This is a genomic window from Chitinophaga pinensis (assembly GCF_007896845.1).
Lineage (GTDB): Bacteria > Bacteroidota > Bacteroidia > Chitinophagales > Chitinophagaceae > Chitinophaga > Chitinophaga pinensis_C.
In genome coordinates this window covers 1-23,709 of sequence record NZ_VOHS01000066.1, presented here as the reverse complement: position 1 = coordinate 23,709, position 23,709 = coordinate 1, and the positions used below count along the sequence as shown (strand labels likewise).

Genomic DNA, 23,709 nt, shown 5'->3' with positions numbered 1-23,709 from the left:
AAGCGCAAGTGGCATCGCCAGATTAAGCGGCAGCGTAATACTGTCATCTCATGTGTAACCCGATATTCCTTGTTTCCAGATCGAAGCCCTCCGCAAAATAAGAGGAACTCTCTAAGATAATTTCCAAAGTCAACATGTTGAATATTACCAGACTGGTAACTTTCTGATGAAATGAAAGAGGACATGGCATAAATACGATGCGTACTCTTTTCAAGCGCACTACGGGCTTCCGGTTGGCAGTACGCGCCTGACTTTCCAACAAACAGAATATAGTATGAAGGTTGTTTTTACGCGGTGATGTACTTCCTTCAACGCCATTCTTTTCAGTAACAGCTTTTGTAATTGTTGGTTTTTATGGGCCATTTCTTTGCTGCTTCGTTGTTTCTGCCGGTAGAAGAAAATAGCAATACCATGATGGATAGTGCAAGCACCAATCCTCCTGCTGTGAGCACCGATCTTTTCAGATTGTTTTAGTTTTTCTTTTGCGCCTGCGTCTGTCGTTGCAGGAACATGATATTCTGATTTTTTAACTTGAGCTCCTGTTCTTTTTCGCGTGCCTTGTAGGCCACTTCCATTTGTTTCACAGCTTTATCCTGTTCTGATCGTACTTCGGCGGTTGCCTGATCATGGCACTGATTCAGGTGTTCGATCGCAGCAAGATAATGCTGCGTTGCGGAATCCGCGAGGTAGAGCATAATGCAGATAGCGCAGGCCGGCGGTATTTTCTTCAGTTTGCTAAGCGCTAAGCCCTTGTAGAGATAATGTCTGGCTTTTGCAAACTCACCGGCATCCAGATAACATGCCCCAGATTTATGTTGGCATAATCTTCGTCCTTGTGCAGGCGATAGGAAATGGCGTATATCTGTTTAAAGTAATTTTCTGATTTATTAAATTCCTTCTGTTCACGGAAGGCATTCCCTAACCTGTGGAGATAAGTAAGACTATCTTGTGTGCCGCGTGGAGGATATTGATGCAAAGCATTCAACATATAATTGGTAGCCTCCGTTTTCTTACCCATTTTGTTATAGGCGGCACTGATGATCTCATGCACCATAGGAGAGGAAACATAATACACACTCGGATGGTGCTCGTAATATTTCAAGGCCTGTTTACAGGCGCTTATCGTTTCATCATATTTTTCACGTCGATAGGCAAGGACTGATTTCTCAATGTAGATATCACCCGCAGATAGCGTGTCTTTTGTAGCATCGACTGCTGCTACTGCCGCTTCAGAGTAATAATACGCTTTATCTGTCTGACGTATAAAATCAAAGTAACAGGTCAGCGGGTAGTAGATATAATGTAGTTTTTTGTATCCTGCCCGCTTGTATATTTCAACGATCCGGAGTACTGCAGCTTCCGCGTTGGTTTTTTCAGGTATAAATTGTTGATGGCAATATTGCGTGCGCCCATCAGACTCAGCTCTTTTAAACCCAATCTATCACTTATTGCCACCGCCTGTCTGGCGTAGTCATTACTTTTAAGATAATCCTGTGTTTTATCCTTCGCATCTCTTCCCCACATATAGAAACTGAGTTGCAGGAAAAGTTTGGCTTTGGTTGAGTCATTGGCTTTTGATGGCAATTGTTTGAAACGCTCAATGTCATCTTTGAAATAGTATAATTGGCCTAACAATAGCAATGCTTCAGACATGCCTGACTGGTCGTCTATGTTGATGCTTTCAGCAAGCGCCTGTTTGGCGTATCGCTCTGCAAGAACAAGATCAGCCGGATTTTTATAGGGCAGGTTATGATAAAGGTTACACAATGCATTTAACGTCTGTATACGCTCATGTGCATTGTGGGTAGTAGCCAGCAGTGTTGATAATGCATGCAGACGAGTGGCAGCAACCGGTGCAGGGGCAGGGTAATATTGTGCATATAACCTGCCGGTAATATACAGATCAGCAATAGGATACAGCTAAACAGCCATCGTTTTGCCTGTCTGCATAGTAAAATGTCTTTGGAATATGTTCCATGCTCCAGTAGCATCGTCGTAAATATTAGGCGCAGCCGCGAACTAACAATATGTCTTAGTCCCGGAAATTTTATTGGTTACGTAAAGTTAGTCAGGCCAGTGATTGATCCTGGTTCCGGGAGCGGAAAAGCAACATTCAAACAAATTTTCGTGAAAATAGTAAACGTGTGGTATTTGCAGAAAATTGCCTGAACCAGACAGTAAAGTACAATTATTTCCAGCCCTGCGATGCATACGGGCCTGTTAACCGGTTAATTGTCAAGAGATACCCTGTTTTTGACAAGGGAAAGACGGTTTTAAACCGGACAGCACTATCTGATGTCTCCACGACACCCATATAAATAATGAGCATTGAAAATGCCTTTGCCGCCTTTCATTTTGTCCACTTCACAGGGAATGTATTTATGTCTATGGGGATATCTCCGCAGTTTTGTACTGTAGAAGGCATAACAACACATTTCATTTTACCTTATAACAATGAACATGAAACACATAAAAAGCGTCTATATCAACGGGAAATTTATCACACCTCATGGGAGCGAAGTCGCGAATATTGTAAGTCCTCTGGATGGTGAAGTGATTGCCCAACTGACATACGCAGACGAGGCAGATACGGAAAATGCGATACAGGCAGCAAGTGCAGCTTTGGAAAATTATGCGCAGACAAGTATTGCGGAGAGGGCTGAGTACCTGAAGCGTATCCACGACGAAATCCTCAAAAGAATTGACGACCTGATCGATATCACTATTCTGGAATATGGTGCTCCAAAGGAAAGAGCAAAATGGTCCAATATGATTGCTGCGACTACTTTTCTTAATCAGATCTCTGTGATGGAAGAGTACCCGTTTAAAAGAACGGTACATGAATCTACCGTTGTCATGGAACCTATCGGCGTCTCAGCCTTGTTCACACCATGGAATTCTACCGCCGGATCTATTGCTGTGAAGGTGGCTGCAGCATTGGCTGCCGGTTGTACCATCGTTCTTAAACCCAGTGAATTTAGTCCATGGCAGTCTCAGATCATCATGGAATGTATCGACATGGCAGGTTTACCACCGGGAGTAGTCAATATGGTCAATGGAAGGGGAGACGTGATCAGCAGAGCGATCATAGCAAGTCCGGAGGTGACCAAGATCTCTTTTACGGGTTCCACCGTAGTGGGGAAAATCCTTGGAAAAGGAGCCATTGAAACAATGAAAAGACTGACACTCGAATTGGGTGGTAAGTCCGCCAATATCATTCTGGAAGATGCCAATCTTGATACCGCGATACCCATGGCATTACAGGCAGGTTTTATGAACAACGGACAGGCGTGTATCGCGGGATCAAGGTTATTGGTGCCGGCTTCCAGATTGGATGAGATAAAAAGCAGACTGACAGCTGCCGCACAGGAATTTAAGGTGGGAGACCCTTATCAGGATGGAGCCAGAATAGGACCATTGGCCAGTCAGAAGCAGTATGACCGTATCCAGCAATATATTACCACCGGTCTTATGGAAGGCGCGGAGCTATTATATGGCGGACCGGGACATCCGGAGGGTTTTGAAAAAGGGTTCTATGTGAAACCGACAATTTTTGCCGGTGTTACAAACAGTATGAAGATCGCCCGGGAAGAAATCTTCGGTCCGGTGCTTTCGGTGATCGCTTATCAGGATGAGGCAGAAGCTGTGGCTATTGCCAACGATTCGGACTACGGACTAATGGCTTATGTCAGTTCCTCTGATCAGGAAAGAGCCGCACAGATTGCACGGCAGTTAAAAGCGGGAAGAGTTTTGATCAATACCCTGAAACATGATCCTCTGGCGCCTTTTGGTGGTTATAAAAACTCCGGTATGGGGCGTGAGAACGGACAACTGGGTATGGAGGCATTTTTAGAGCCTAAAACCTGATCATTTGATGGTAAGATGCTTGTTGCCATTATCTATATACAAGATCATTTCGAATAAGTGAGCCTGAAATGAAAAAGGTATTGATCTCAGATCAATACCTTTTCCATTATTATGATATCTGAATAGAATTATTTCGCCTGCAGCGCTTGTCCTTCGAAAGCAATGCCGGACCATCCATGTGCCATGAATTGTCTGATATTCTGATGGTCGGTCGCATCTGGTGTATTTAATACTGCCTGATAATGCTCTGCAAATAAGAAGAGTGTATCTTCCGGACTCAGGTTATTCAGCTGTGCAAAAGAAAAAACCTTTGCACTACCCTGATTTTGGGTGGCTTCATTGTATGCTTCACCGTTTTTAAAAGCAGTCGGCTGGTGCTGGTAATATGTCTCAATGAATTCAATTACTTCTTTGAAGGAAACTGAATTGCTCTTTAATTGCTGGATTAAGCTAGCTACTTGTTCTTTCATCCGTATATCCGATGTTTAGGATTATTCTATTTCTTATTCTCTTCGCACCATTTCTTCGCGTTCACAAAAGCCTCTAACCATGGCGTCACTTCATCCTGACGGCCTTTTGGATAGTTAGCCCAGTTCCACTGGAAGATAGAACGCTCGATGTGTGGCATTGTTACCAGATGACGGCCTGTATTGTCGCACATCATAGCGGTGTTGAAGTCAGATCCGTTTGGATTATGCGGATATGCATCATATGCATATTTAGCTGTAATCTTATACTGATCTTCTGTATTTGGCAATTTAAATTTACCTTCTCCGTGAGAGATCCATACACCTAACGTAGCACCCGCTAAGGTTTTCATCATGATGGAATCGTTCTCCTGAATTTTTACTGATACGAAGTTGGATTCATGTTTACCGGAAGTATTATGAAGCATCTTACCGTGTACAGCGTGGTCCGGATTGATCAGTTCCAGCTCCATAAACAGCTGACAACCGTTACAGATACCTACAGACATTGTATCAGGACGGGCAAAGAAGTTATCCAGCGCTTTTTTCGCTTTCTCGTTGTACATGAATGCTCCGGCCCAGCCTTTTGCAGAACCTAATACATCGGAGTTGGAGAAGCCACCTACAGCACCTATGAACTGAATATCTTCCAGTGTTTCGCGACCGGAGATCAGGTCAGTCATATGTACATCTTTCACATCAAATCCTGCAAGGCGCATGGCATTTGCCATTTCACGCTCGGAGTTGGAACCTTTCTCGCGGATAATAGCCGCCTTCGGACGAGGTTTGGATGCGTCGATAGCAGGTTTTTTACCATCAAACTGTGAAGGGAAATTATAGCTTAATGGCTGTAATTTATAGTTGTTAAAGCGCTCCTGTGCCATGCCGTTTCTGGATTGTTTCTGATCCAGCAGGAAGGAGGTTTTAAACCATGTATCGCGGGTTTCTGCGACATTGAAAGTGAAGGTATCAGCATTGTTTTTGAAACTTACTTCCTTCGCTTCTTTAACAGTACCAATCTTTACAGCATCGATACCAGCATTTTTCAATGCCTGTTCAAATGCTGCGTCGTTGGTTGCCTGAAGTACTACTGCTACGTTTTCGTTGAAGAGCGCTTTTACGGTGTCAGCTTCGTTCAATCCGCTTAAATCGTAATCAGCAGCCAGATTTACATCTGCAAAACAAAGTTCCAGCAGGGTAGTGATCAGACCACCGGAGCCGATATCGTGACCAGCAGCTACCTGATCGTTGTTGATCAGTTCCTGAATGGTATTGAATGCTTTTACAAAGTAAGCTGCATCCTGAATAGTTGGAACTACCGGGCCGATCTTGTTATTGATCTGCGCAAAAGAAGAACCACCTAATTTGAATGCATCTTTTGATAAATTGATATAGTATACAGAACCTGCATTCTTTTGAAGTACGGGTTCTACTACTTTATTGATGTTTGTACAGTTACCGGCAGCAGAGATGATCACTGTACCTGGAGCAATAACATCGCCATTTGGATATTTCTGCTTCATGGACAGGGAATCCTTACCGGTCGGAATGTTGATGCCCAAAGCGATTGCAAAATCAGAACAGGCTTTTACTGCTTCATACAGACGGGCGTCTTCACCCTCGTTATTACAAGCCCACATCCAGTTGGCAGAAAGGGAAACACCTTTCAGACCATTTTTGATGGGTGCGAAAACGATATTGGATAAAGCTTCTGCGATGGCATTCCGGGAACCGGCAGCCGGATCAACCAGTGCGGTCAGCGGGGAATGACCTACAGTGGTAGCAATACCTTCTGTTGATCTGTAGTCCAGCGCCATAACGCCGACATTGTTCAGTGGCAGTTGTAATGGTCCGGCACACTGTTGTTTGGCAACACGTCCGCCTACGCAACGGTCTACCTTGTTGGTCAGCCAGTCTTTAGCCGCCACAGATTCCAGTTGCAGTACCTGATGCAGGTATGTCGGAACATTCTTCACATCATAAGCGATATCCGCATAGTTGCGTTGTACTTTGCGATCTTTCATAATGGTCTTCGGAGAAGAACCAAAGAAATCTTCCAGTGCAAAATCCATTGGTTTTACGCCGGTGTTAGCAGACGCGAAAGTAAAACGGTGATCGCCGGTTACATCACCAACTGTATACATTGGCGTACGTTCACGGTCAGCGATCTTCTGCAGGTTTGCTATATCCTTTTCACCGATCACCAATCCCATTCTTTCCTGAGATTCGTTACCGATGATTTCTTTCGCGGAAAGAGTAGGATCTCCGACTGGTAATTTATCCAGATCAATCAGACCACCTGTTTCTTCTACCAGTTCAGACAGACAGTTGAGGTGTCCACCCGCACCATGGTCGTGAATGGAAACGATAGTATTGTTATCAGATTCTACCAGACCACGAATGGTGTTGGCAGCACGTTTCTGCATTTCCGGGTTGGAACGTTGGATGGCATTCAGTTCGATACCTGAACCAAAAGCGCCGGTGTCAGCAGAGGAAACTGCAGCACCACCCATACCAATCCTATAGTTTTCACCACCAAGAATAACGATCTTATCGCCTTCTTTCGGGGTGTGTTTTTTCGCCTGATTCAATTTACCATAACCAATACCACCGGCCTGCATGATCACCTTATCATAACCCAGTTTGCGTCCTTCTTCTTCATGTTCGAAGGTCAGTACGGAACCGGTGATCAGTGGCTGACCAAATTTATTACCGAAATCAGAAGCACCGTTAGACGCTTTGATCAGGATATCTACTGGTGTCTGATATAACCATTTACGCTCCTGCATGCCTTTTTCCCATGGTCTGTCTTCTAACAGACGGGAATAAGCCGTCATATAGATAGCAGTACCTGCCAGTGGCAAAGAGCCCTGACCACCTGCCAGACGGTCACGGATCTCACCACCGGAACCAGTAGCGGCACCAGCGAAAGGCTCAACGGTAGTCGGGAAGTTGTGCGTTTCTGCTTTCAGCGATAAAACGGAGTCAAATTCCTTCTCCTCATAAAAATCAGGCTTGTCAGCTGACTTCGGAGCGAACTGTGTTACTTTCGGGCCTTTTACAAAAGCCACGTTGTCTTTATAAGCAGAAACGATATCATTAGGATTCGTTTCAGAGGTCTTCTTGATCAGTTTGAAGAGGGAAGTAGGCATTTCTTCACCATCAATCACAAAAGTTCCGTTGAAGATCTTGTGACGGCAGTGTTCTGAGTTAGCCTGAGAAAACGCAAATACTTCTGAGTCTGTCAGCTTACGGCCAATCTTTACAGAAAGTTTATTCAGGTATTCTACTTCCTCCGGATTCAGGGACAGACCTTCCTGTTTGTTATAAGCATCGATGTTATCGATCTCCAGAATAGGCTCCGGCTGAATATTGATCGTGTAAAGCTCCTGTGTTAAAGCCAGGTACTTCTGCGAAATCATCGGATCAAACTCGTTGAAATCAGCAGGAACCGGTTCGAATTCTTCGATACGGATGATACCGCTGATACCCATGTTCTGGGTAATTTCAACCGCATTCGTGCTCCATGGGGTAACCATCGCTGCACGCGGGCCCACATAGGTACGGTTCACAGTAAGTTCGTCTAATTTTTTGGCGTTGCCGAAGAGCCAGTTAAGCTTCTGAATGTCTTCTTGAGAAAGGTCGTTTTCTGTTTGAACACAATAGACAAAGTCTGTTTGGTTCACAAAGAAATGAATCATTATAGTGCGTTATGAAGTCTATGAAACGAAACCGCAAAATTAGGAAATTCTAATCATTTGAGAGCGGTTTATATGATCATAGATAGAATATATAAGCCTTTGCCGGCTAAATAGACAATGAAAATCAAATATCCCTCTTTCTATTCCTTTAGGGTATTTGTATATTTGTTTTAACCCGTTTTACCCTGAAAAAGACCCCTTTCCCTATTAAAAGGCTGATATTCCTGTTGTTAGCTGTAGTCTGGTTTGGCTGTAAAAAGCCCGGTACAGAAACACCTGAACCACCGCTTCCTCCCATTGATACGACCGGAACACATCCCGTTCCCGGCAAATTACCTGAGAAAAATGTATCATGTAATATTCAGGGGCAGATCCTGAATGAAAACGGAAACCCCGTTTCAGGTGTAACAGTCAATGCAGCCGGAGCAACTGCCGTGACTGACAGATACGGTTTTTTTCCGGTTTGATCATATTTCGATCAACCAGAATGGTGGTATGGTCAGAGCGACCAAAGCCGGCTATTTCACAGGTATTAAGAATTTATTTTATAAAGAGAATACGACCAATTATCTGCATATTTAATTGATTCTCAGACGGATGACAGATGGATTCCGCACATGGTAAATTGTGTATTCCGGGTGAAACGCACCCAATAATCCCCAAAATGTTCCTTTTGGCTTGAACAAGCTGCCATTTGGTTAGTTCTGTTTTTTGATGGATGCGGACTTTTGTATCATCAAAAACACAGAAATATGAACATAGTACTTACAGGCTCATTAGGACGTATCGGAAAACCACTGGCAACAGAACTGGTGCGAAAGGGATATTCCGTTACCGTTATCAGCAGTAACACAGACAGACAAAAAGAGATCGAAACACTCGGTGCCAAAGCAGCTATCGGAAGTATGCATGATGCCGCTTTTCTGACGGCAACTTTTAAAGGGGCAGACATTGTTTACCTGATGGAAACACTGGAAGCTGTGGGCAGCTTCTTTGACAAAGAGCTGGATTTTATTGCAGCAATCAGCCAGATAGGCCGCAACTACAAACAGGCCATTGAACAAACAGGTATCAAACAGGTGATACATCTCAGCAGTATCGGTGCCAACATGGAAAAAGGCAATGGCATCCTTGCCTTCCATCATAATGTGGAAAACATCTTAAATCAGTTGCCTGCTGATGTAGCGATCAAGTTTATGCGCCCTGTTGGCTTTTATACAAACATGTTTTCGTTCATACGTGGTATGAAAGCACAAGGTGCCATTGTACAGAACTGGGGTGGGAATGATAAAGAACCATGGGTATCCCCTTTGGATATTGCAGCTGTGGTTGCCGAAGAAGTGAATACTCCTTTTGAAGGTAGAAAGATCCGTTATATTGCGAGCGATGAAGCTTCTCCTGATGAAATAGCTGCTATTATAGGCGATGCTATCGGAAAGCCTGACCTGGAATGGAAGGTGATTCCGGATGAACAGTTACTGAATGGCTGGCTGGCAGCTGGTATGAACCCACAGATAGCCGCCGGCTTTATAGAAATGCAGGCCAGTATGCGGGGTGGTGTATTGTATGAAGATTATTTCCGCAACAGACCCGGTCTTGGCAAAGTGAAACTGACCGATTTCGCAAAGGAATTTGCAGCAGTATACAATAAGGACTAACCCGGAATTGTGCACATACGACAGGAAGCATTGTCAATACAGAAAGCGCTTCCTGTCATATGTGCGCAATTATTATAGTAACTTTAAAGTGGCTTTATCTCCCCGGTCATGGCAAATGCAAAACACACAGAATTAAGACGATCAGTGAGTTTCATCAACTGAGAGGCTTGTCTACTCCCGGGCATCCTCTGATCAGTATTGTGGATTATGCTGCTATCAAACGGCCACCCGATATCAGTGAAACAAACTGGGTATTTGATTTTTATAGCATATCTCTGAAAAGAGGATTAGATGTTAAACTGAAGTATGGTCAGCAGCAATATGATTTCGATGAAGGGGTCATGTTCTTTATCTCCCCTAATCAGGTTTTCAGGATTGAAACAGATCCGGACGCACCCACTGAACGCTCCGGATGGATGTTGCTGATTCACCCGGATTTCCTTTGGAATACACCGTTGGCGAAGAAGATCCGACAGTATGAATATTTTGATTATGCGGTGAACGAGGCCTTGTTTTTATCTGATAAAGAAGAAGCGATCCTCAACAATATTATTCAGGCAATACGGCAGGAGTATCATTCTAATATTGATAAATTCAGCCAACAGATTATTATCTCCCAGATAGAGACTTTGCTCAATTACTCAGAAAGATTCTATCATCGTCAGTTCCTCACCCGAAAGATCAGTAACCACAAGATATTGGATAGGATGGAAGTAGTATTGGCGGATTATTTTAATAATGAAGAAGCACTGAAGAATGGTCTCCCTACAGTGCAGTACCTTGCAAAGGCGTTAAATGTATCAGCCAAGTACCTGAGCAGTTTGTTGAAAGTACTGACAGGACAAACAGCACAACAGCATATTCATGAGCAACTGATAGAAAAGGCAAAAGAGAAGTTATCAACTACAGATCTGTCAGTAAATGAGATTGCATATGAGCTGGGGTTTGAGCATCCACAATCATTTACTAAGCTGTTTAAGACAAAAACGAAGCTGTCACCTCTTGCATTCCGGAAAAGCTTTAATTAAGACAAAATCTACCTTAGGATAACACCTGTTTAAACATAGTCTGACTATACTTATCTTACGCTAATGCTACGTTAAAAACGTAGCATTAGCGTAAGATAAGTATAGTCAGACTATGTCTTGATGGGGGATATTACTAATTTACAAATTCTCATTGCAGCAGACCAGCAGTTCAGGCATTAGTCTTTCTCCGCATAATAATCTGCATATAATATTATCCCAACACATGCTGCGCCAGTATTTTCTGCACTTCATACACATCCACAGATTTGTTAAACTGTTTGCGTATGCTTGGCTGTACTTCGCTGGAGATCCAGATTTTCAGTTCTGCGTCGAGGTCGAATGTACCCGCCGTTTCAATACTGAATCTGGAAATGCTTTTGTAGGTTACACTCAGGTATTCTACCTTGCTGCCTGTGATCCCTTGTTTGTCCACAAGGATCATACGTTTGTTAGTGAAAATGAAAGTGTCCCGTATCAGTTTGAAGCCCAGTTCAATGGTTTCTGTAGGGGTTAAAAGTTTACCGTAATCTTTTACGAGTTGCGCCTGATCAACGGCGCCGGCGTTTCCAAGTAAGCCTGAAAAAAGTCCCATTTAATTAATTTAATGAAGTATAGGTGATTAATAATAAACAAGATAGGATTTTACGTGGAAGCCGGCAAATTCTATCCACAAAAATAAATTTTGAACAATACGGTGGGAATAGCGTTATACCCTAGCTACTCAGAATGACCATCTGAAAAACCATTCCTAACAACCACACCAATCTAATGGCACACTCAAGACACGTTTTTGTACAGGTAGACTGTAGTCGCCTTATTGCTAATATCGGCATCAATCCACCTTCAAATGCACAGGTACGCGAAAACACCGCAATATTTGATCAGGGCGGTATGGCACTGGGTAATCCTGTCGAAAGCTTCGCTATTCCTGTAACGACAGATCAGGATGTATATTTTACGATCCTTCCGCTTGTACTGTTTTCTTATCATAAGTTGTATTTCACAGATTTTAAAGTGATCAGCTCAAACGGCGGCATTACTGTTCCGGATGATATTAAACTGGATGGACATCAGGTGAGTTTCAAAGTGCCAATATCCAACGTCTCTGCGGGAGGAGAATTAAGTTTCGATCTGTACGCCATGTTGGAGTACCAGATCGCGAATGAACTGGTAAAGATTCCATTATGCATAGATCCGGTACTGAGGGCTAATCAGGGGAATGGATAATAATTAAACAGGCACTGAATTGGACGGAAGGAAATACATACAGATTTTCTGTTGTCTGATACTCGGTATCAGTGGATCTCTATATGCACAGGATCAGGGAAAAGCGGACAGTCTTAAAAAGATATTACTGGAAACCGATACGCTTTCGCCAATATCCCAGATGGCTGTTTTTGCGAAAATAGCTGCTTATTCCTCTTCTCCTGATGAAGTATTACTTTATGCAGATACTCTGTTAGAACTGGCTTCAACACATCATGCATCCAACTATGTTATTGAGGCGCTTCAGTCCAAAGGAGTTGCTTACCGGTTAATGGGAAACCTGAAAAAATCGCTGGAAAACCTGTTTCGTAGTGCAAACCTCGCAATAGAAAAAGGAGCACACAAAAAACTGACCACCGGATATCTCGAAATTGCCAATACCTATATGGCTAACAATGATCTGAAAAACGCCATTCTTTATAATAAGAAAGCAGTCGGCCTTATCAGATTACATGGCAACAAAGAGCAACTGGCGATTAATCTGCTGAATACCGGATATAGTTATTATACATTGAATGAACTGGACTCAGCCTTATTGTTATACAATGAGGCTGAGCCTATTTTTTCGCAGATCGGTCTGAAAATAGGACAGGCATATGCGGTAGGAAACAAGGCGCTTGTGTACTGGAAACAGGGCAATAATGATAGTGCCAGACAAGGACTTTTGCGTGCTATTGCCATGCTGGATCCTTTAGGTGATCAATTTGGAATGGCTGATTACCACAACCAGCTGGGTAAATTATATGCAGAAGAAGGGCAGACGGAAGCCGCTATCCGTCATACCAGCAAAGCATTGGAAATAGCACAGGCGCTGGACCTTAAGGAACAGATGCGCGACGCTTCCCTGTTGTTGTCGAAGCTGTACAAAACGAAAAAAGATTATAACAGGGCATTCGATTACCAGAGCCGGTATATTATATACAAAGACAGTATAGAAAACTCAGGCACCACGAGACAGCTGGCCAACCTCCGGACTGAGTTTGAAGTAAGTCTGAAGGAAAAGGAGATCGTATTACTGGAAAAACGACAGCTGCTAAACAGGATCTACATTATCGTCGCCATCTTCTTTCTGCTATTGGCAGTACTGATGTTGCTGTATTTCCGGCAGCGTTTTCTGAATGCACGATTACTGGCTGTAAATGAACAGAAATATCATGACGAAAGAATCAGGAACCTGCTCAATACACAGGAAACAAAGGCCTTACAGGCAATGGTACAGGGACAGGAGAGTGAACGGAAACGCCTTGCCAGAGAATTACATAATCACTTTGGAAGTCTGATGGCGACGATCAAGGTCAATATGCATGCAGTAGATGAAAAGGCCATTCCTAATTATCAGACGCTATCCGTCCTCATCGATCAGGCCTGTGCTGATATCCGAAATCTTTCACATTCGCTGAATGTAGGTATAGCAGATGATTTCGGTCTTGTACCTGCATTGGTAGAACTGACAGCACACCTGCGACAGGCGAATAGTCTGGAAGTAGAGTTCTCTGCTGTCATGTGTGAACAGAAGATGGAAGCCCGGAATGAGATCATCATCTACCGGATCGTACAGGAATTGGTGAGTAATGTGTTAAAACATGCAGGGGCAACAAAGTTGTCTATTTCGCTGACCTGCTTCGACGAGGACAATATCATTAATATCATCGTACAGGATGACGGGATAGGATTTGATGTAGAAGAAGAAATAGCCGGTTCGGGGATGGGATTGAATACACTAAAAGAAATGATTGTTGATCTGCGGGGTGAAATCCGCTTTGATAGTAACCCTGCAAGCGGCACCACGGTAAATATAGACCTGCCGGTTACGCCGATAACACTTAACTGAGACCTATGATAAAAGTACTGATAGTTGATGATCACCATCTGTTCGCAGAAGGGGTAGCATCCTTGTTTAAGCCCGAAGATGGTATAGCTGTCGTAAAACATACCACCAATGGTAATGAGATCCCTGATATTTTAGCCGGCAGTGAAATTGATGTCATCCTGCTGGATATCGATATGCCTATTCTGAACGGTATTGCCTGTATGGAATTACTGAAACAAAAAGGCTATGATAAGCCTGTAGTCATGCTGACCATGCACCAGTCTATGCGGCAGATCAAAGACGCGCTCGAAAAAGGTGCGCAGGGATATGTACTGAAAGACGCCTCCAAAGCGGAATTGGTACAGGCCATCAACAATGCCAGCGAGCGAAAGAACTATTTTCATCCAAAGATCAATGATCAGGTATTTGATTATTTCAGGGGGAAAAGTGCCGGGAAAACCGGATTACAGGAGCTTTCTGAAAGAGAGAAGGAAATCATAAAATGTCTGGCCGAAGGAATGAATACCAAGGCAATATCCAGTTCTCTTTATATCAGTGAACATACAGTGAAGACACACCGTAGAAATATCATGCACAAGCTGAATGTCAAAACCTCTGCTGAATTAATCCGCCTTGCCATAGATAAAGGAATTATCTGACAAATAACAGCGACCTCTGCCTGCTGTTGATCTGGTAGTATACCCCAATTGGGGTATTACGGAAAACCATCCTTTCTGGGGACGATGACAGTCCTTAATTTCTCCACCTTTGAGATGTCTTCAATGCGCATTAAAGTAAGACAGGGCGGATCCGAAAAGCCTTTAAAAGAGTAGGGGAAATAACCAAAATTTATAATCATGTCCGCAATTAATTGGAACCAGGGTCAGCTTATCAGTATTGGCCAGGGCGACACCGCAACCTGTAACGGTGGTCTGAACAAAGGTCAGCTGTACGGCCTCTTCTTTTACAATGCTGCAGGAAATGATGCAAGCACAACCGTTGTTGTTACCGGTAACAACTCATTACCTCCGGTAACCGTTAACGTTCCAGGCACAACCGCTAATCAAGGTCTTGCTGCTATCTGTTTTGTCAGTGGCGATGAGACTGCTACTATTGCAGCTTCTATTTTAAATGGTCAGCCAGGTGCTAATATTCAGGCATTTATTGGCAGCGTAAAGATGCCTACTGATACCAGTGGCATCAACAACCAGTCTCTTTCACTGAATGGTCAGCCACAGAGCTTCCAGAAATTTACCCGTTACTACGCAGTACCTGCTTCTCACTGGTATGCAGGTCAGATCACCAGCACCATCAATGCATTCATTTCTGTTCAGTTTACAGAAAATGCAGCTACTTTGATCTGCGTAAATACGCCGCCAACAGGTATCGCGAATGTAATCTCTTACTACGGTACCATGGCACAGCCTAAAGTTCAGCTGAACACCACGGCTTATCAGTCTACATCATGGAGCCTGTTCGGTAACGGCCAGCAGATCGTATGGATCAACGCAGACAGTGTGCAGAATTCACAGAGTGCAACAATATCTGTTCAGTCACTGCAGGCATTGTATGTCGCACCCAAACACGATAAAGCTGCCGCCGGCGTTGCTTAACTGATCAGTCCCACAACACTAATGGTCTTCTGAGTATAGTAAAGAGCCTTCCCTTATGGGAGGGCTCTTGTTTATTTAGTCAAGCCTTGGGGCTTAAAACCGGATTTTGTATATTTAGTCAATACCTAAAGACCCAATAACCCGAAATATGCCAATAAACGTTCATCACAGACAATTTATCCCTTACAAATTATTAAGTACCTGCATTGTATTACTGCTCTGTTCTTTTATATCTGTCAGCTATGCACAGGAAAAATTTGTTATCAGTGGCACCTCTCTGAATTATAAAGGAAAGATCTATCTCGATTGGGATAATCATATTGATACCGTTCTTATAAAGGATAATAAATTCCGGTTTGAAGGGACAAGCCCACGTATCATGAATACAAGATTATTTATTGATAGTGACCTGCCGGTAGAGTCTAACTGGCTGTATCTGGAATCAGGGGAGACCAGCATTACCATTGATACAACGATCATTACCAGTCCCGGAACCGATAAGCCTGCGTGTATGATAAACATACACTTTACAAAAGCAGGACCTATCAACGAAGTGCTTTCAATACACGAAAAGACATTCAGAGCACTTGTGCCCCGGTATATTCATGCATCCGAAGCCGAGCAGTTTCAATTTGTGGTGGCGTTGACAAGAGACATGTTCAGAGATTATCCGGAAAGTGAGGCGCCATTGTTTTATCTGGTGAGTACAGGGACAACAGATTTTTTACCACCCTCTTTGCTGGACTCTATTTACAGACAACTGCCAGACCACTTTAAAGCGAATGAATATGGGCAGGCCGTTAAGAGACGTCTGGAGTATTACGAACGTACACAGGCCGGACAAGCGATACAGAATTTTAAAGTGATCAATGCTGCCGGTGATTCAATCGGCATTGCCGACTTCAGGGGGAAATATCTGCTGGTGGATCTCTGGGCTTCATGGTGTAGTCCCTGTCTGGATGAAATACCTTTACTGAAAGAACTATACACAAAATATAACGGGGATCGGTTTACCTTGTTAGGGATATCCATAGATGTGATCAGAGAGCCGTGGCAGAAGGCACTGGAACGGGAGCAGCTACCATGGGTCAATGCCATTGATCCCAGACACTTTAATGCGGAGATATTCCGTCATTTCCGGGCAAATGCAGTGCCTTTTAACATATTGCTGGATCCGGAAGGGAAGGTCATAGCAGTGAACCTGCATGGGGAGGAGCTTAGGAATAAGCTGGCAGAGGTCTTAAAGCAATAATATAAAGTGGACAGGATAAGCTGTATAGTGCAATGTTTGCCGGGAGCCTTGAAACTTTCAACAGTTGCTGTATCTTGGGAGTGCAAAACGTGAGGGATAATATTGCCGGATAAACCATCAAATATAGAACAGGGGGTGCTGCAACAGATCGCTGAAGGCGATGAAGCTTCATTCAGGCAGCTCTATGCCCTTTATTATCCACAATTGCGCCCATTTATCTGGAAATACACCGGTTCGGCACTACAGACAGAAGATATTTTACAGGAAACATTTATCAGGATATGGCTCAACAGAGATAAGCTGCCGGAGATTGAGCATCTCAGCGCGTGGATCTTTAAGGTCGCCTCCCGGGAATATCTCACCATGCTCAGGAAACAGCTGGTATATGAGGAAAAACTGGCCACCCTGAACATAAATATGGACAAGGAAGGCGATCTGGCACCACTTACACCCGATGATCAGGCACATCTTGCAGATATCAGACGGGTGATCGGAGAAGCCGTGGCCCGTCTACCGGAACAACGCCGCCGTATTTACCGTATGAGCCGGGATGAAGGTATCCGGATACAGGAAATCGCTGATACCTTATCAATTACCCCGCGTACCGTAAAAAATGTACTTACCATCAGCCTGAAGGAGATCAGGGAACACCTGACGGCTTCAGGATATACTTTTATGATCCCCTCTTTTTGTTCCTCAAAGATTATTAAAAAAAAATTGCAGTCCGGATGGTACCATTTCCGGTTTCCTGCTTCTTATATAGTAAAGGGGGCGTATGGAAGATCGTATCGCTTATTTATTAGACCAACATCGCCGGGGAGCATTAACGTCTGCAGAACGTCAGGAACTGCAGCAATGGCTGGATTTGCCAGATGATACCACCGTAGATGCGATTGCCACGCTGATGGAAATAGAGTCCACGGCAGGGGATCCTCTGGATGAAAGCCTGCTGGAAGAAAGGGTCGCGCGTATCGTATCCGTAGATAAAGGCGAAAAAGATAAAACAGCTACTGTCCGTACTCTGCGTGCATGGTGGTGGGCGGCAGCCATCCTTATACTATGTTTTTCATTATTGGGCATTTACCGCTGGCAGCAGCAGAAAAGTACAGTAAACTCCAGACTGGCACAACAAACTAATCCGGATATAATGCCCGGATCTAATAAAGCCGTCCTTACGCTCGCAAATGGTCAGAAAGTTAATCTGGACAGCACAGGCCACCAACTGATCCGCGAGGGAGAAACCGCTGTACAACAACAAGGGGGAAGTCTGCTATATACAGCCAGCGCCGGCACAGCTGTCAGTTATAATACGCTCACTACACCACGTGGGGGACAATTCCAGCTGGTATTGGGAGACGGGACCCGCGTCTGGCTCAATGCTGCAAGCTCCATTCGCTACCCTACAACTTTTAATGGGGACACACGCGAGGTAACAATTAACGGGGAAGCTTATTTTCAGGTAGCCACCGATCCCGGACACCCATTCACCGTACATACTGAAGGACAGAGTATCACGGTATTGGGCACACAATTCAATATCAATAACTATGGGGACAACGGACATACTATTACCACCCTGCTCGAAGGAAAGATCAGAATAGACAACGGTCGTCAGAAGGTAGAGCTGGCGCCCGGAGAACAATCTATCGCGAATGCAGCCGACATCTCCGTGAACCGGAACACGGATACTGATATGGTGATCGCGTGGAAAAACGGACTCTTCAAATTCAATGGTACCAGACTTGAAGATGTGATGAAACAGCTGAGAAGATGGTATGATGTGGATGTTACTTATGTAGGAACAGCACCTGACAGACGCTTCTCGGGAGAGATTACCCGTAGCGCAGATATCACCGAAGTGTTAGATATGCTCAGGCTCCTGCATGTAAATTTTAAAATAACAGATAATGGACCACGTAAGACGATAACAGTGGTGCCGGATTGATCAACCAAAATTCTAAAACTTATAAACAGCCAAACATGAAGAGATAACAGAACCAACCATCCGGACAGGGTTATATCCAAAAAAAAGCGCAGAAGTGGTACGAACACTTCTACGCTGATTGACTTTTGGATTAACCCTCCCTTCCGGGAATCTGATTAGCAATTATCATTTATTAATCCAAACAGTACAAAAGTAATGAATTTCCATTCTTTTACTATGGCAGCGCCATGCCCGCTGCTGTCAAAAAGAATCCTGATGGTTTTGAAAATTGTCACCTTTCTGATGCTTGTTACATTGATGCACGTGAGTGCAAGCAGCTTCAGTCAGGCAATCAGTCTGAATGAAAAGGATACACCCGTTGAAAAAGTGCTGGAACGCATCAGTAAGCAATCTGGTTTTCACTTCTTTTATGATGCCGCCACCTTTGCTAATTATAAGGTGACGATCAGTCTTAAAGATGCTCAGATCGAAAAAGCACTTGATAGCTGTCTGCGTGGATTACCGGTGACTTACAAGATCATGGGTAAAAACGTAGTGCTGCTATCCGCAGAAAAGAATAATAATGCCTCCACTTCACCACAACAGGCGCGGATTGTAAAAGGAACCGTGTTTGATGAAGATATGAAGTTGCTGATTGGCGTAACGATCCGGAACCGCAACAGTGGTAAGGGAACCGTGACTGATAGCAAAGGTGGATATGCAATACCTGCCGATATAGGAGATGTACTGGTCATCAGTTTTGTGGGATATATAACCCGTGAAGCAACAGTGGGTAACCAGCCTACTATCGATTTTCAGCTAAAGGTGACAAACGCAGCATTGAATCAGGTCGTGGTAGTAGGATACGGTAGTACCAGAAAGAAAGACCTCATAGGATCTGTAGCTAGTGTGAACGTAAATGAAATACGTAATGTCCCCTTTGCAACTATTGATATCGGTCTTGCAGGTAAAGCTGCTGGTGTACAGGTAGTACAGTCTGACGGCTCTCCGGGTGGTGTTGCCAACATTCGCGTACGTGGTGGTACTTCCATCCTCGGTGGTAATGATCCTTTGTATATCATAGATGGGGTGCAGATTACTCCAACCAGCCGTTATATAAAAACGCCGGGTGAAGTAGTGGATCCTATCGCGCGTTCTACCAATTTCAGCGATCCCTCCAATGCAATTTCCGGTGCTTATGCGCGTGGACTGAATAGCCTCGCAGGATTGAATATTAACGATATTGAATCTATCGACATCCTGAAAGATGCATCAGCGACGGCTATCTATGGATCGAAAGCAGCAAATGGTGTGGTAATCATCACTACCAAACAAGGTACACAGGATACGAAGCCTTATTTTGAATTAAACAACTATACAGGTGTTTCCCGTCCGGTAAAAGCTGAAGTGCTGAACGCTGATCAATACCGGATGATCCTGAAAGAAGCGGCTGCCAATTATAATGCCGATAGGGCGGCTATGGGTCTTCAACCTGCTGCTACAGCAAATAAGATTCTCAATGATCCCGCTTATCTCGGTACGGATAATACAGACTGGTTGTCACTCGTATTAAGAAACGGTCTTACACAAAACACAGATGTTTCCGTACGTGGTGGCGGTAGAGGTACCCGTTATTATACCTCCCTTTCCTACTCAGAACAGAAAGGTGTGGTAAAGGGAACTGACTTCCAGCGCCTGTCCGGTAAACTGAATCTGGATAATCAGGTCAATGCACGGCTGAAGTTTACAACAAATATCAATTACGCATTTTCTACCAATAATATCACAAATGGTGCTTATGCGCAGGCTTTATATGCGCCGCCTACAAGAGCGCCTTACAATCCTGATGGCACACTGGCTAATCTGGCAGGTAGTGCCGTAAACTCGGATAATTTCAATGGGTTTCAAAATCCACTGGCATTGTTAAATGGTATCAATAAGGGCAAGAATGGACTCTTTCTAGGATCGCTCGCACTCGAATACAATATCGTGAATGGACTGAAATTCCGTAGTCAGGCTTCCATCAATTACAACCAATATCACCAGCGTAATTACACCCCTTCTTCTGCTCAGGTACAAACTGCCAGCGGCGCAGGAAGCTCTATGGGTGGTATTGGTTCACAGGGACAGACTGAAACGACCAGCTATCTCTATGAAAATACATTGAGCTATAATAAGCAGTTCGGACCGGACCACCGTCTCGACGTAGTGGCGGGTACTTCGTGGCAGGAAGACAGGTCTAATTCCTTTCAGGCCTCCGGACAAACCTACCCGGATGACTTTATCCTAAATAATCTGTCGTCTGCAGCGGTTACATTACCAGCGAAGTCCGCCGCTTTTCAAAATGCGCTGTTAAGCTTTTACCTGCGTGCCAACTACGCCTTCAAAGACAAATACCTGATCACTTTTACAGGCCGTTCGGATGCTTCTTCTAAGTTTTCTTCAGATAACAGAGTCGGATATTTCCCTTCTGGTGGTATCGGCTGGCGTATCTCGCAGGAGAAATTTATGAAAAAGCTTACATGGATAGATGATATGAAATTGCGTGCCAGTGCAGGTTATACCGGAACACAGAATATAGGCAACTATCTGTATCGTACGCTTTATACGCCTGTATCTTACAACGGCACAAACGCAGTGATTCCGTCTCAGCTGGGTAACAATAAGGTTAAATGGGAACAAACCTTACAGAAGGATGCCGGGATCGATATCTCTATGTTCAGATCCCGTCTGGTAGTAAATGTAGGCGTTTATGAGAAGAAGTCCTCCGGTTTATTATTCAATCAGCCGCTGCCCGCCAGTTCTTCCTATTCTTCTGTGATCGCCAATCTGGCGGATATCCGTAACAGAGGACTTGAAATAGAAGTCTCCGGTAACGTTATTACAGGTAAACACGCAGGCTGGAGAAGTAGCTTGAATATGTCATTCAACCGTAGTCTTGTGACCGGTCTGAATATGGATTATACAGATCCGAATCATGGCGGCGGGGTGACGTCTTCCGGTGGACAAAGCTATATCATGTCCAATACAGTACTGCGTACAGGATATCCGGTAGGACAGTTTGTGGGTACACCTTTTAATGGTATCATCCAGAACAAGGAACAACTGGAAGCATATAAAACAGCTTTCCCTTATTATGCCTTCTTTACACCTTATCTGAATATAGGAGATCCGATGTTTACACTGGCTACCACCGGTCCGCTCACCGGATTCCCTGATTCCTATGCACTCATAGGAAGTGCTGCACCGAAGTTTTATGGCGGATGGACAAACACCTTCAACTGGCGTAATTTCACCTTGTCAGCATTATTGACCTATTCCTATGGTGGACATATCCTATATGCAGCAGATATTGCCAATAAATCAGTGAGTGATCTCACGAATAAAGGCGTACGTATACTGGATCGCTGGACCCCTGAAAATACAGACTCAGATCGCCCAAGACTGATCTACGGACAGAATGTCAATTATACCGGCAGCAATGATATTTACAGCTCGTCTTTTATCAAGCTGAAATCTATAACACTCAATTACCAGTTTCCTGAAACACTGTTAAAGCGGACAAAGATACAGGGCGCCTCTATCTATGCTTCCGCGACCAATCTGTTTACCATTACCAATTATCCGGGACAGGATCCGGAAGTGAGTAATGACCCATATAGCATTGTAGACGGTTATACGGATTCCAATAATTATCCGACTATCCGTCAGTTTGTACTGGGTTTCAGATTCGGATTCTAAACGTGTGATTTATTATGATCTAAAAGGGACTTCAAGATGAAAAAAACTATTATCATATTATCAGCCGTATTGATAGGGCTAGGCCAGTATAGCTGTAATAAGCAGCTGGACGAACTGCCAAAAGATGCACTGGTACAGGGAAATGCAATTACCAATCAACAAACAGCCAACATAGCGCTCAACGGCGTGTACTACCGTTTTGCCAATGCTTCACAAACAAATACAAACTGGTCATCAAATCAGGTGAATCCCGGTATACTGACAGGAGTGCTGGATGATGGACACAATACATTAAATGAAGCCAGCAATGTATTAGGAAAAACAAATTTCAATGGAGACTGGGGACGATATTACTCCCTCGTCAATGCTGCCAATGGTATAATAGATCAGGTCACCCTGCTCGGCGGAAATTTGTTTTCCAATGGCAGAAAGGAACAGATACTGGCAGAAGCCAGGTTTATGCGGGCTTTTGCCACTTTTAAGGTATTGTCATTGATGGGGCAGTGGTTTGATATCAACAGTAGCTTCGGTGCACTGTTGCATGACAAGTTCCTTACTTCCACTACCTATGCGAAAGGACGTTCTGATGTAAAGAGCAGCTATGAGTTTATTGTCTGATCTTGACTATGCAGTAGAAAATGCTGCCACATCCGGCAGTAATGTATATGTGACAAAATGGGCGGCAATGGCATTGAAAATGCGTGTCCTGCTGGCTCGTGGACAGCAGGATGATTACGCACAGTGTGTAGCTATCGGTAACGATGTGATCAGCAACAGTGGCTATGTGTTAGAACCCAATACCCGTGATATCTTCTATGCAAAAGGATTGAGTAGTAAAGAGGTAATATTGGGCGTTATACCACAGGCAAATCAGGGAGCTTATTATTATAATACCAGCGGTATCTATGTGAGACGTAACTCTTTTTATGTAGCTACCACCGTATTAAAAGATATGCTGGCAAACGATCCGCGTCAGCAATGGTACCTCGGCAATGCTAATGGTGATAAAGCAGGTACCTTCTACTTTATAAAGTATGTACAGTCTACATTGACGACGACACAACTGTCAGAAGTGGCTTATGCTATACGCTTATCAGAAGTATATCTGATGACTGCCGAAGCAGGCATCCGTTCAGGAGGAAGTCTGGCGACTGCGAAAGGTTTAATACATGCTGTACAGGCAGGCGCTGGTATTACTGCTACTGCTAACACAGATAACTACCTCGCTGTTGAGCAGGCAAACACAGCGGATGATCTGTTGTTACAAAATTACTATGAGTATGTGAAGAGTTTCGTCGGAGAAGATGATCAGTACTACTTCGCGCTGTTACGTTTTCCTTTGGCAACTGTTACTACACTACGACCAACTATCAAAAAAATAA

Annotated in this window: 21 protein-coding genes; 14 read left to right on the top strand and 7 right to left on the bottom strand. The window is 44.0% G+C overall.

The features are described from left to right. The 4 genes from FEF09_RS35115 to FEF09_RS28205 form a co-directional block, all read right to left on the bottom strand. Positions 1-266, bottom strand: a 266-nt coding sequence (locus FEF09_RS35115) for a histidine kinase dimerization/phosphoacceptor domain -containing protein (protein WP_409994894.1), incomplete at its 3' end; no start/stop codon positions are given. A gap of 204 nt (positions 267-470) precedes the next feature. After that, positions 471-695, bottom strand: coding sequence for a hypothetical protein (locus tag FEF09_RS28215; RefSeq protein ID WP_146308188.1), 225 nt, complete (start codon positions 693-695; stop codon positions 471-473). A 47-nt stretch (positions 696-742) separates the two neighbouring features. Further along, entirely contained in the window at positions 743-1,102 is a 360-nt protein-coding gene (locus tag FEF09_RS28210; RefSeq protein ID WP_146308187.1) for a tetratricopeptide repeat protein, read from the bottom strand. 179 nt (positions 1,103-1,281) lie between these two features. Next, entirely contained in the window at positions 1,282-1,767 is a 486-nt protein-coding gene (locus tag FEF09_RS28205; RefSeq protein WP_146308186.1) for a hypothetical protein, read from the bottom strand. Positions 1,768-2,460: 693 nt separating this feature from the next. Here FEF09_RS28205 and FEF09_RS28200 point away from each other — a divergent pair. After that, positions 2,461-3,867, top strand: coding sequence for an aldehyde dehydrogenase family protein (locus tag FEF09_RS28200; RefSeq protein WP_146308185.1), 1,407 nt, complete (start codon positions 2,461-2,463; stop codon positions 3,865-3,867). A 128-nt stretch (positions 3,868-3,995) separates the two neighbouring features. On the opposite strand, the gene FEF09_RS28195 is transcribed toward FEF09_RS28200, so the two are convergent. Together FEF09_RS28195 and purL are read right to left on the bottom strand one after the other, a co-directional pair. After that, a complete protein-coding gene (locus tag FEF09_RS28195) occupies positions 3,996-4,337 on the bottom strand; it encodes a HopJ type III effector protein (RefSeq protein WP_146308184.1) in 342 nt (113 codons plus the stop codon). 26 nt (positions 4,338-4,363) lie between these two features. Continuing rightward, the gene (gene purL, locus FEF09_RS28190) at positions 4,364-8,035 is read right to left on the bottom strand and encodes a phosphoribosylformylglycinamidine synthase (protein WP_146308183.1); all 3,672 of its coding nucleotides are present in this window, start codon (positions 8,033-8,035) and stop codon (positions 4,364-4,366) included. Positions 8,036-8,262: 227 nt separating this feature from the next. On the opposite strand from purL, the gene FEF09_RS28185 reads away from it, so the two are divergent. The 3 genes from FEF09_RS28185 to FEF09_RS28175 all read left to right on the top strand — a co-directional run bounded on the left by FEF09_RS28185 (position 8,263) and on the right by FEF09_RS28175 (position 10,721). Beyond that, positions 8,263-8,502, top strand: a complete 240-nt coding sequence (locus FEF09_RS28185) for a hypothetical protein (protein WP_146308182.1) — start codon at positions 8,263-8,265, stop codon at positions 8,500-8,502. 285 nt (positions 8,503-8,787) lie between these two features. Next, positions 8,788-9,693: an SDR family oxidoreductase gene (locus FEF09_RS28180; RefSeq protein ID WP_146308181.1), complete on the top strand. Its 906-nt coding sequence runs from the start codon at positions 8,788-8,790 to the stop codon at positions 9,691-9,693. Positions 9,694-9,752: 59 nt separating this feature from the next. Further along, positions 9,753-10,721, top strand: coding sequence for a helix-turn-helix domain-containing protein (locus FEF09_RS28175; RefSeq protein ID WP_146308180.1), 969 nt, complete (start codon positions 9,753-9,755; stop codon positions 10,719-10,721). 211 nt (positions 10,722-10,932) lie between these two features. On the opposite strand, the gene FEF09_RS28170 is transcribed toward FEF09_RS28175, so the two are convergent. Further along, complete coding sequence (locus FEF09_RS28170; RefSeq protein WP_146308179.1) at positions 10,933-11,313, bottom strand: PH domain-containing protein; 381 nt, start codon at positions 11,311-11,313, stop codon at positions 10,933-10,935. Between the two features lie 176 nt (positions 11,314-11,489). Between FEF09_RS28170 and FEF09_RS28165 the strand changes: the two genes are divergently transcribed. The 10 genes from FEF09_RS28165 to FEF09_RS28120 form a co-directional block, all read left to right on the top strand. Continuing rightward, positions 11,490-11,948 (top strand): hypothetical protein, encoded by a 459-nt coding sequence (locus FEF09_RS28165; RefSeq protein ID WP_146308178.1) that lies wholly within the window; start codon positions 11,490-11,492, stop codon positions 11,946-11,948. A 19-nt stretch (positions 11,949-11,967) separates the two neighbouring features. Continuing rightward, on the top strand, positions 11,968-13,818 hold the full coding sequence (locus FEF09_RS28160) for an ATP-binding protein (protein ID WP_146308177.1): 1,851 nt from the start codon (positions 11,968-11,970) through the stop codon (positions 13,816-13,818). 5 nt (positions 13,819-13,823) lie between these two features. After that, entirely contained in the window at positions 13,824-14,456 is a 633-nt protein-coding gene (locus FEF09_RS28155) for a response regulator (protein WP_146308176.1), read from the top strand. Positions 14,457-14,654: 198 nt separating this feature from the next. Continuing rightward, positions 14,655-15,410: a hypothetical protein gene (locus FEF09_RS28150; protein ID WP_146308175.1), complete on the top strand. Its 756-nt coding sequence runs from the start codon at positions 14,655-14,657 to the stop codon at positions 15,408-15,410. A 148-nt stretch (positions 15,411-15,558) separates the two neighbouring features. Beyond that, positions 15,559-16,662, top strand: a complete 1,104-nt coding sequence (locus FEF09_RS28145) for a TlpA disulfide reductase family protein (RefSeq protein WP_146308174.1) — start codon at positions 15,559-15,561, stop codon at positions 16,660-16,662. Positions 16,663-16,764: 102 nt separating this feature from the next. Then, positions 16,765-17,538 carry an RNA polymerase sigma factor gene (locus FEF09_RS28140; RefSeq protein WP_186774576.1) on the top strand — a complete coding sequence of 258 codons (774 nt, stop codon included), beginning with the start codon at positions 16,765-16,767 and terminating at the stop codon, positions 17,536-17,538. Then, positions 17,438-18,607 carry a FecR family protein gene (locus tag FEF09_RS28135; protein ID WP_146308172.1) on the top strand — a complete coding sequence of 390 codons (1,170 nt, stop codon included), beginning with the start codon at positions 17,438-17,440 and terminating at the stop codon, positions 18,605-18,607. The genes FEF09_RS28140 and FEF09_RS28135 overlap by 101 nt, the downstream gene beginning before the upstream one ends. Before the next feature lie 255 nt (positions 18,608-18,862). Continuing rightward, positions 18,863-22,327 carry a SusC/RagA family TonB-linked outer membrane protein gene (locus FEF09_RS28130; RefSeq protein WP_146308171.1) on the top strand — a complete coding sequence of 1,155 codons (3,465 nt, stop codon included), beginning with the start codon at positions 18,863-18,865 and terminating at the stop codon, positions 22,325-22,327. Between the two features lie 36 nt (positions 22,328-22,363). Next, on the top strand, positions 22,364-22,945 hold the full coding sequence (locus FEF09_RS28125; RefSeq protein ID WP_146308170.1) for a RagB/SusD family nutrient uptake outer membrane protein: 582 nt from the start codon (positions 22,364-22,366) through the stop codon (positions 22,943-22,945). Next, positions 22,929-23,709: RagB/SusD family nutrient uptake outer membrane protein (locus tag FEF09_RS28120; protein WP_146308169.1), on the top strand; the 781-nt coding region annotated here is incomplete at its 3' end. The genes FEF09_RS28125 and FEF09_RS28120, both read left to right, overlap by 17 nt.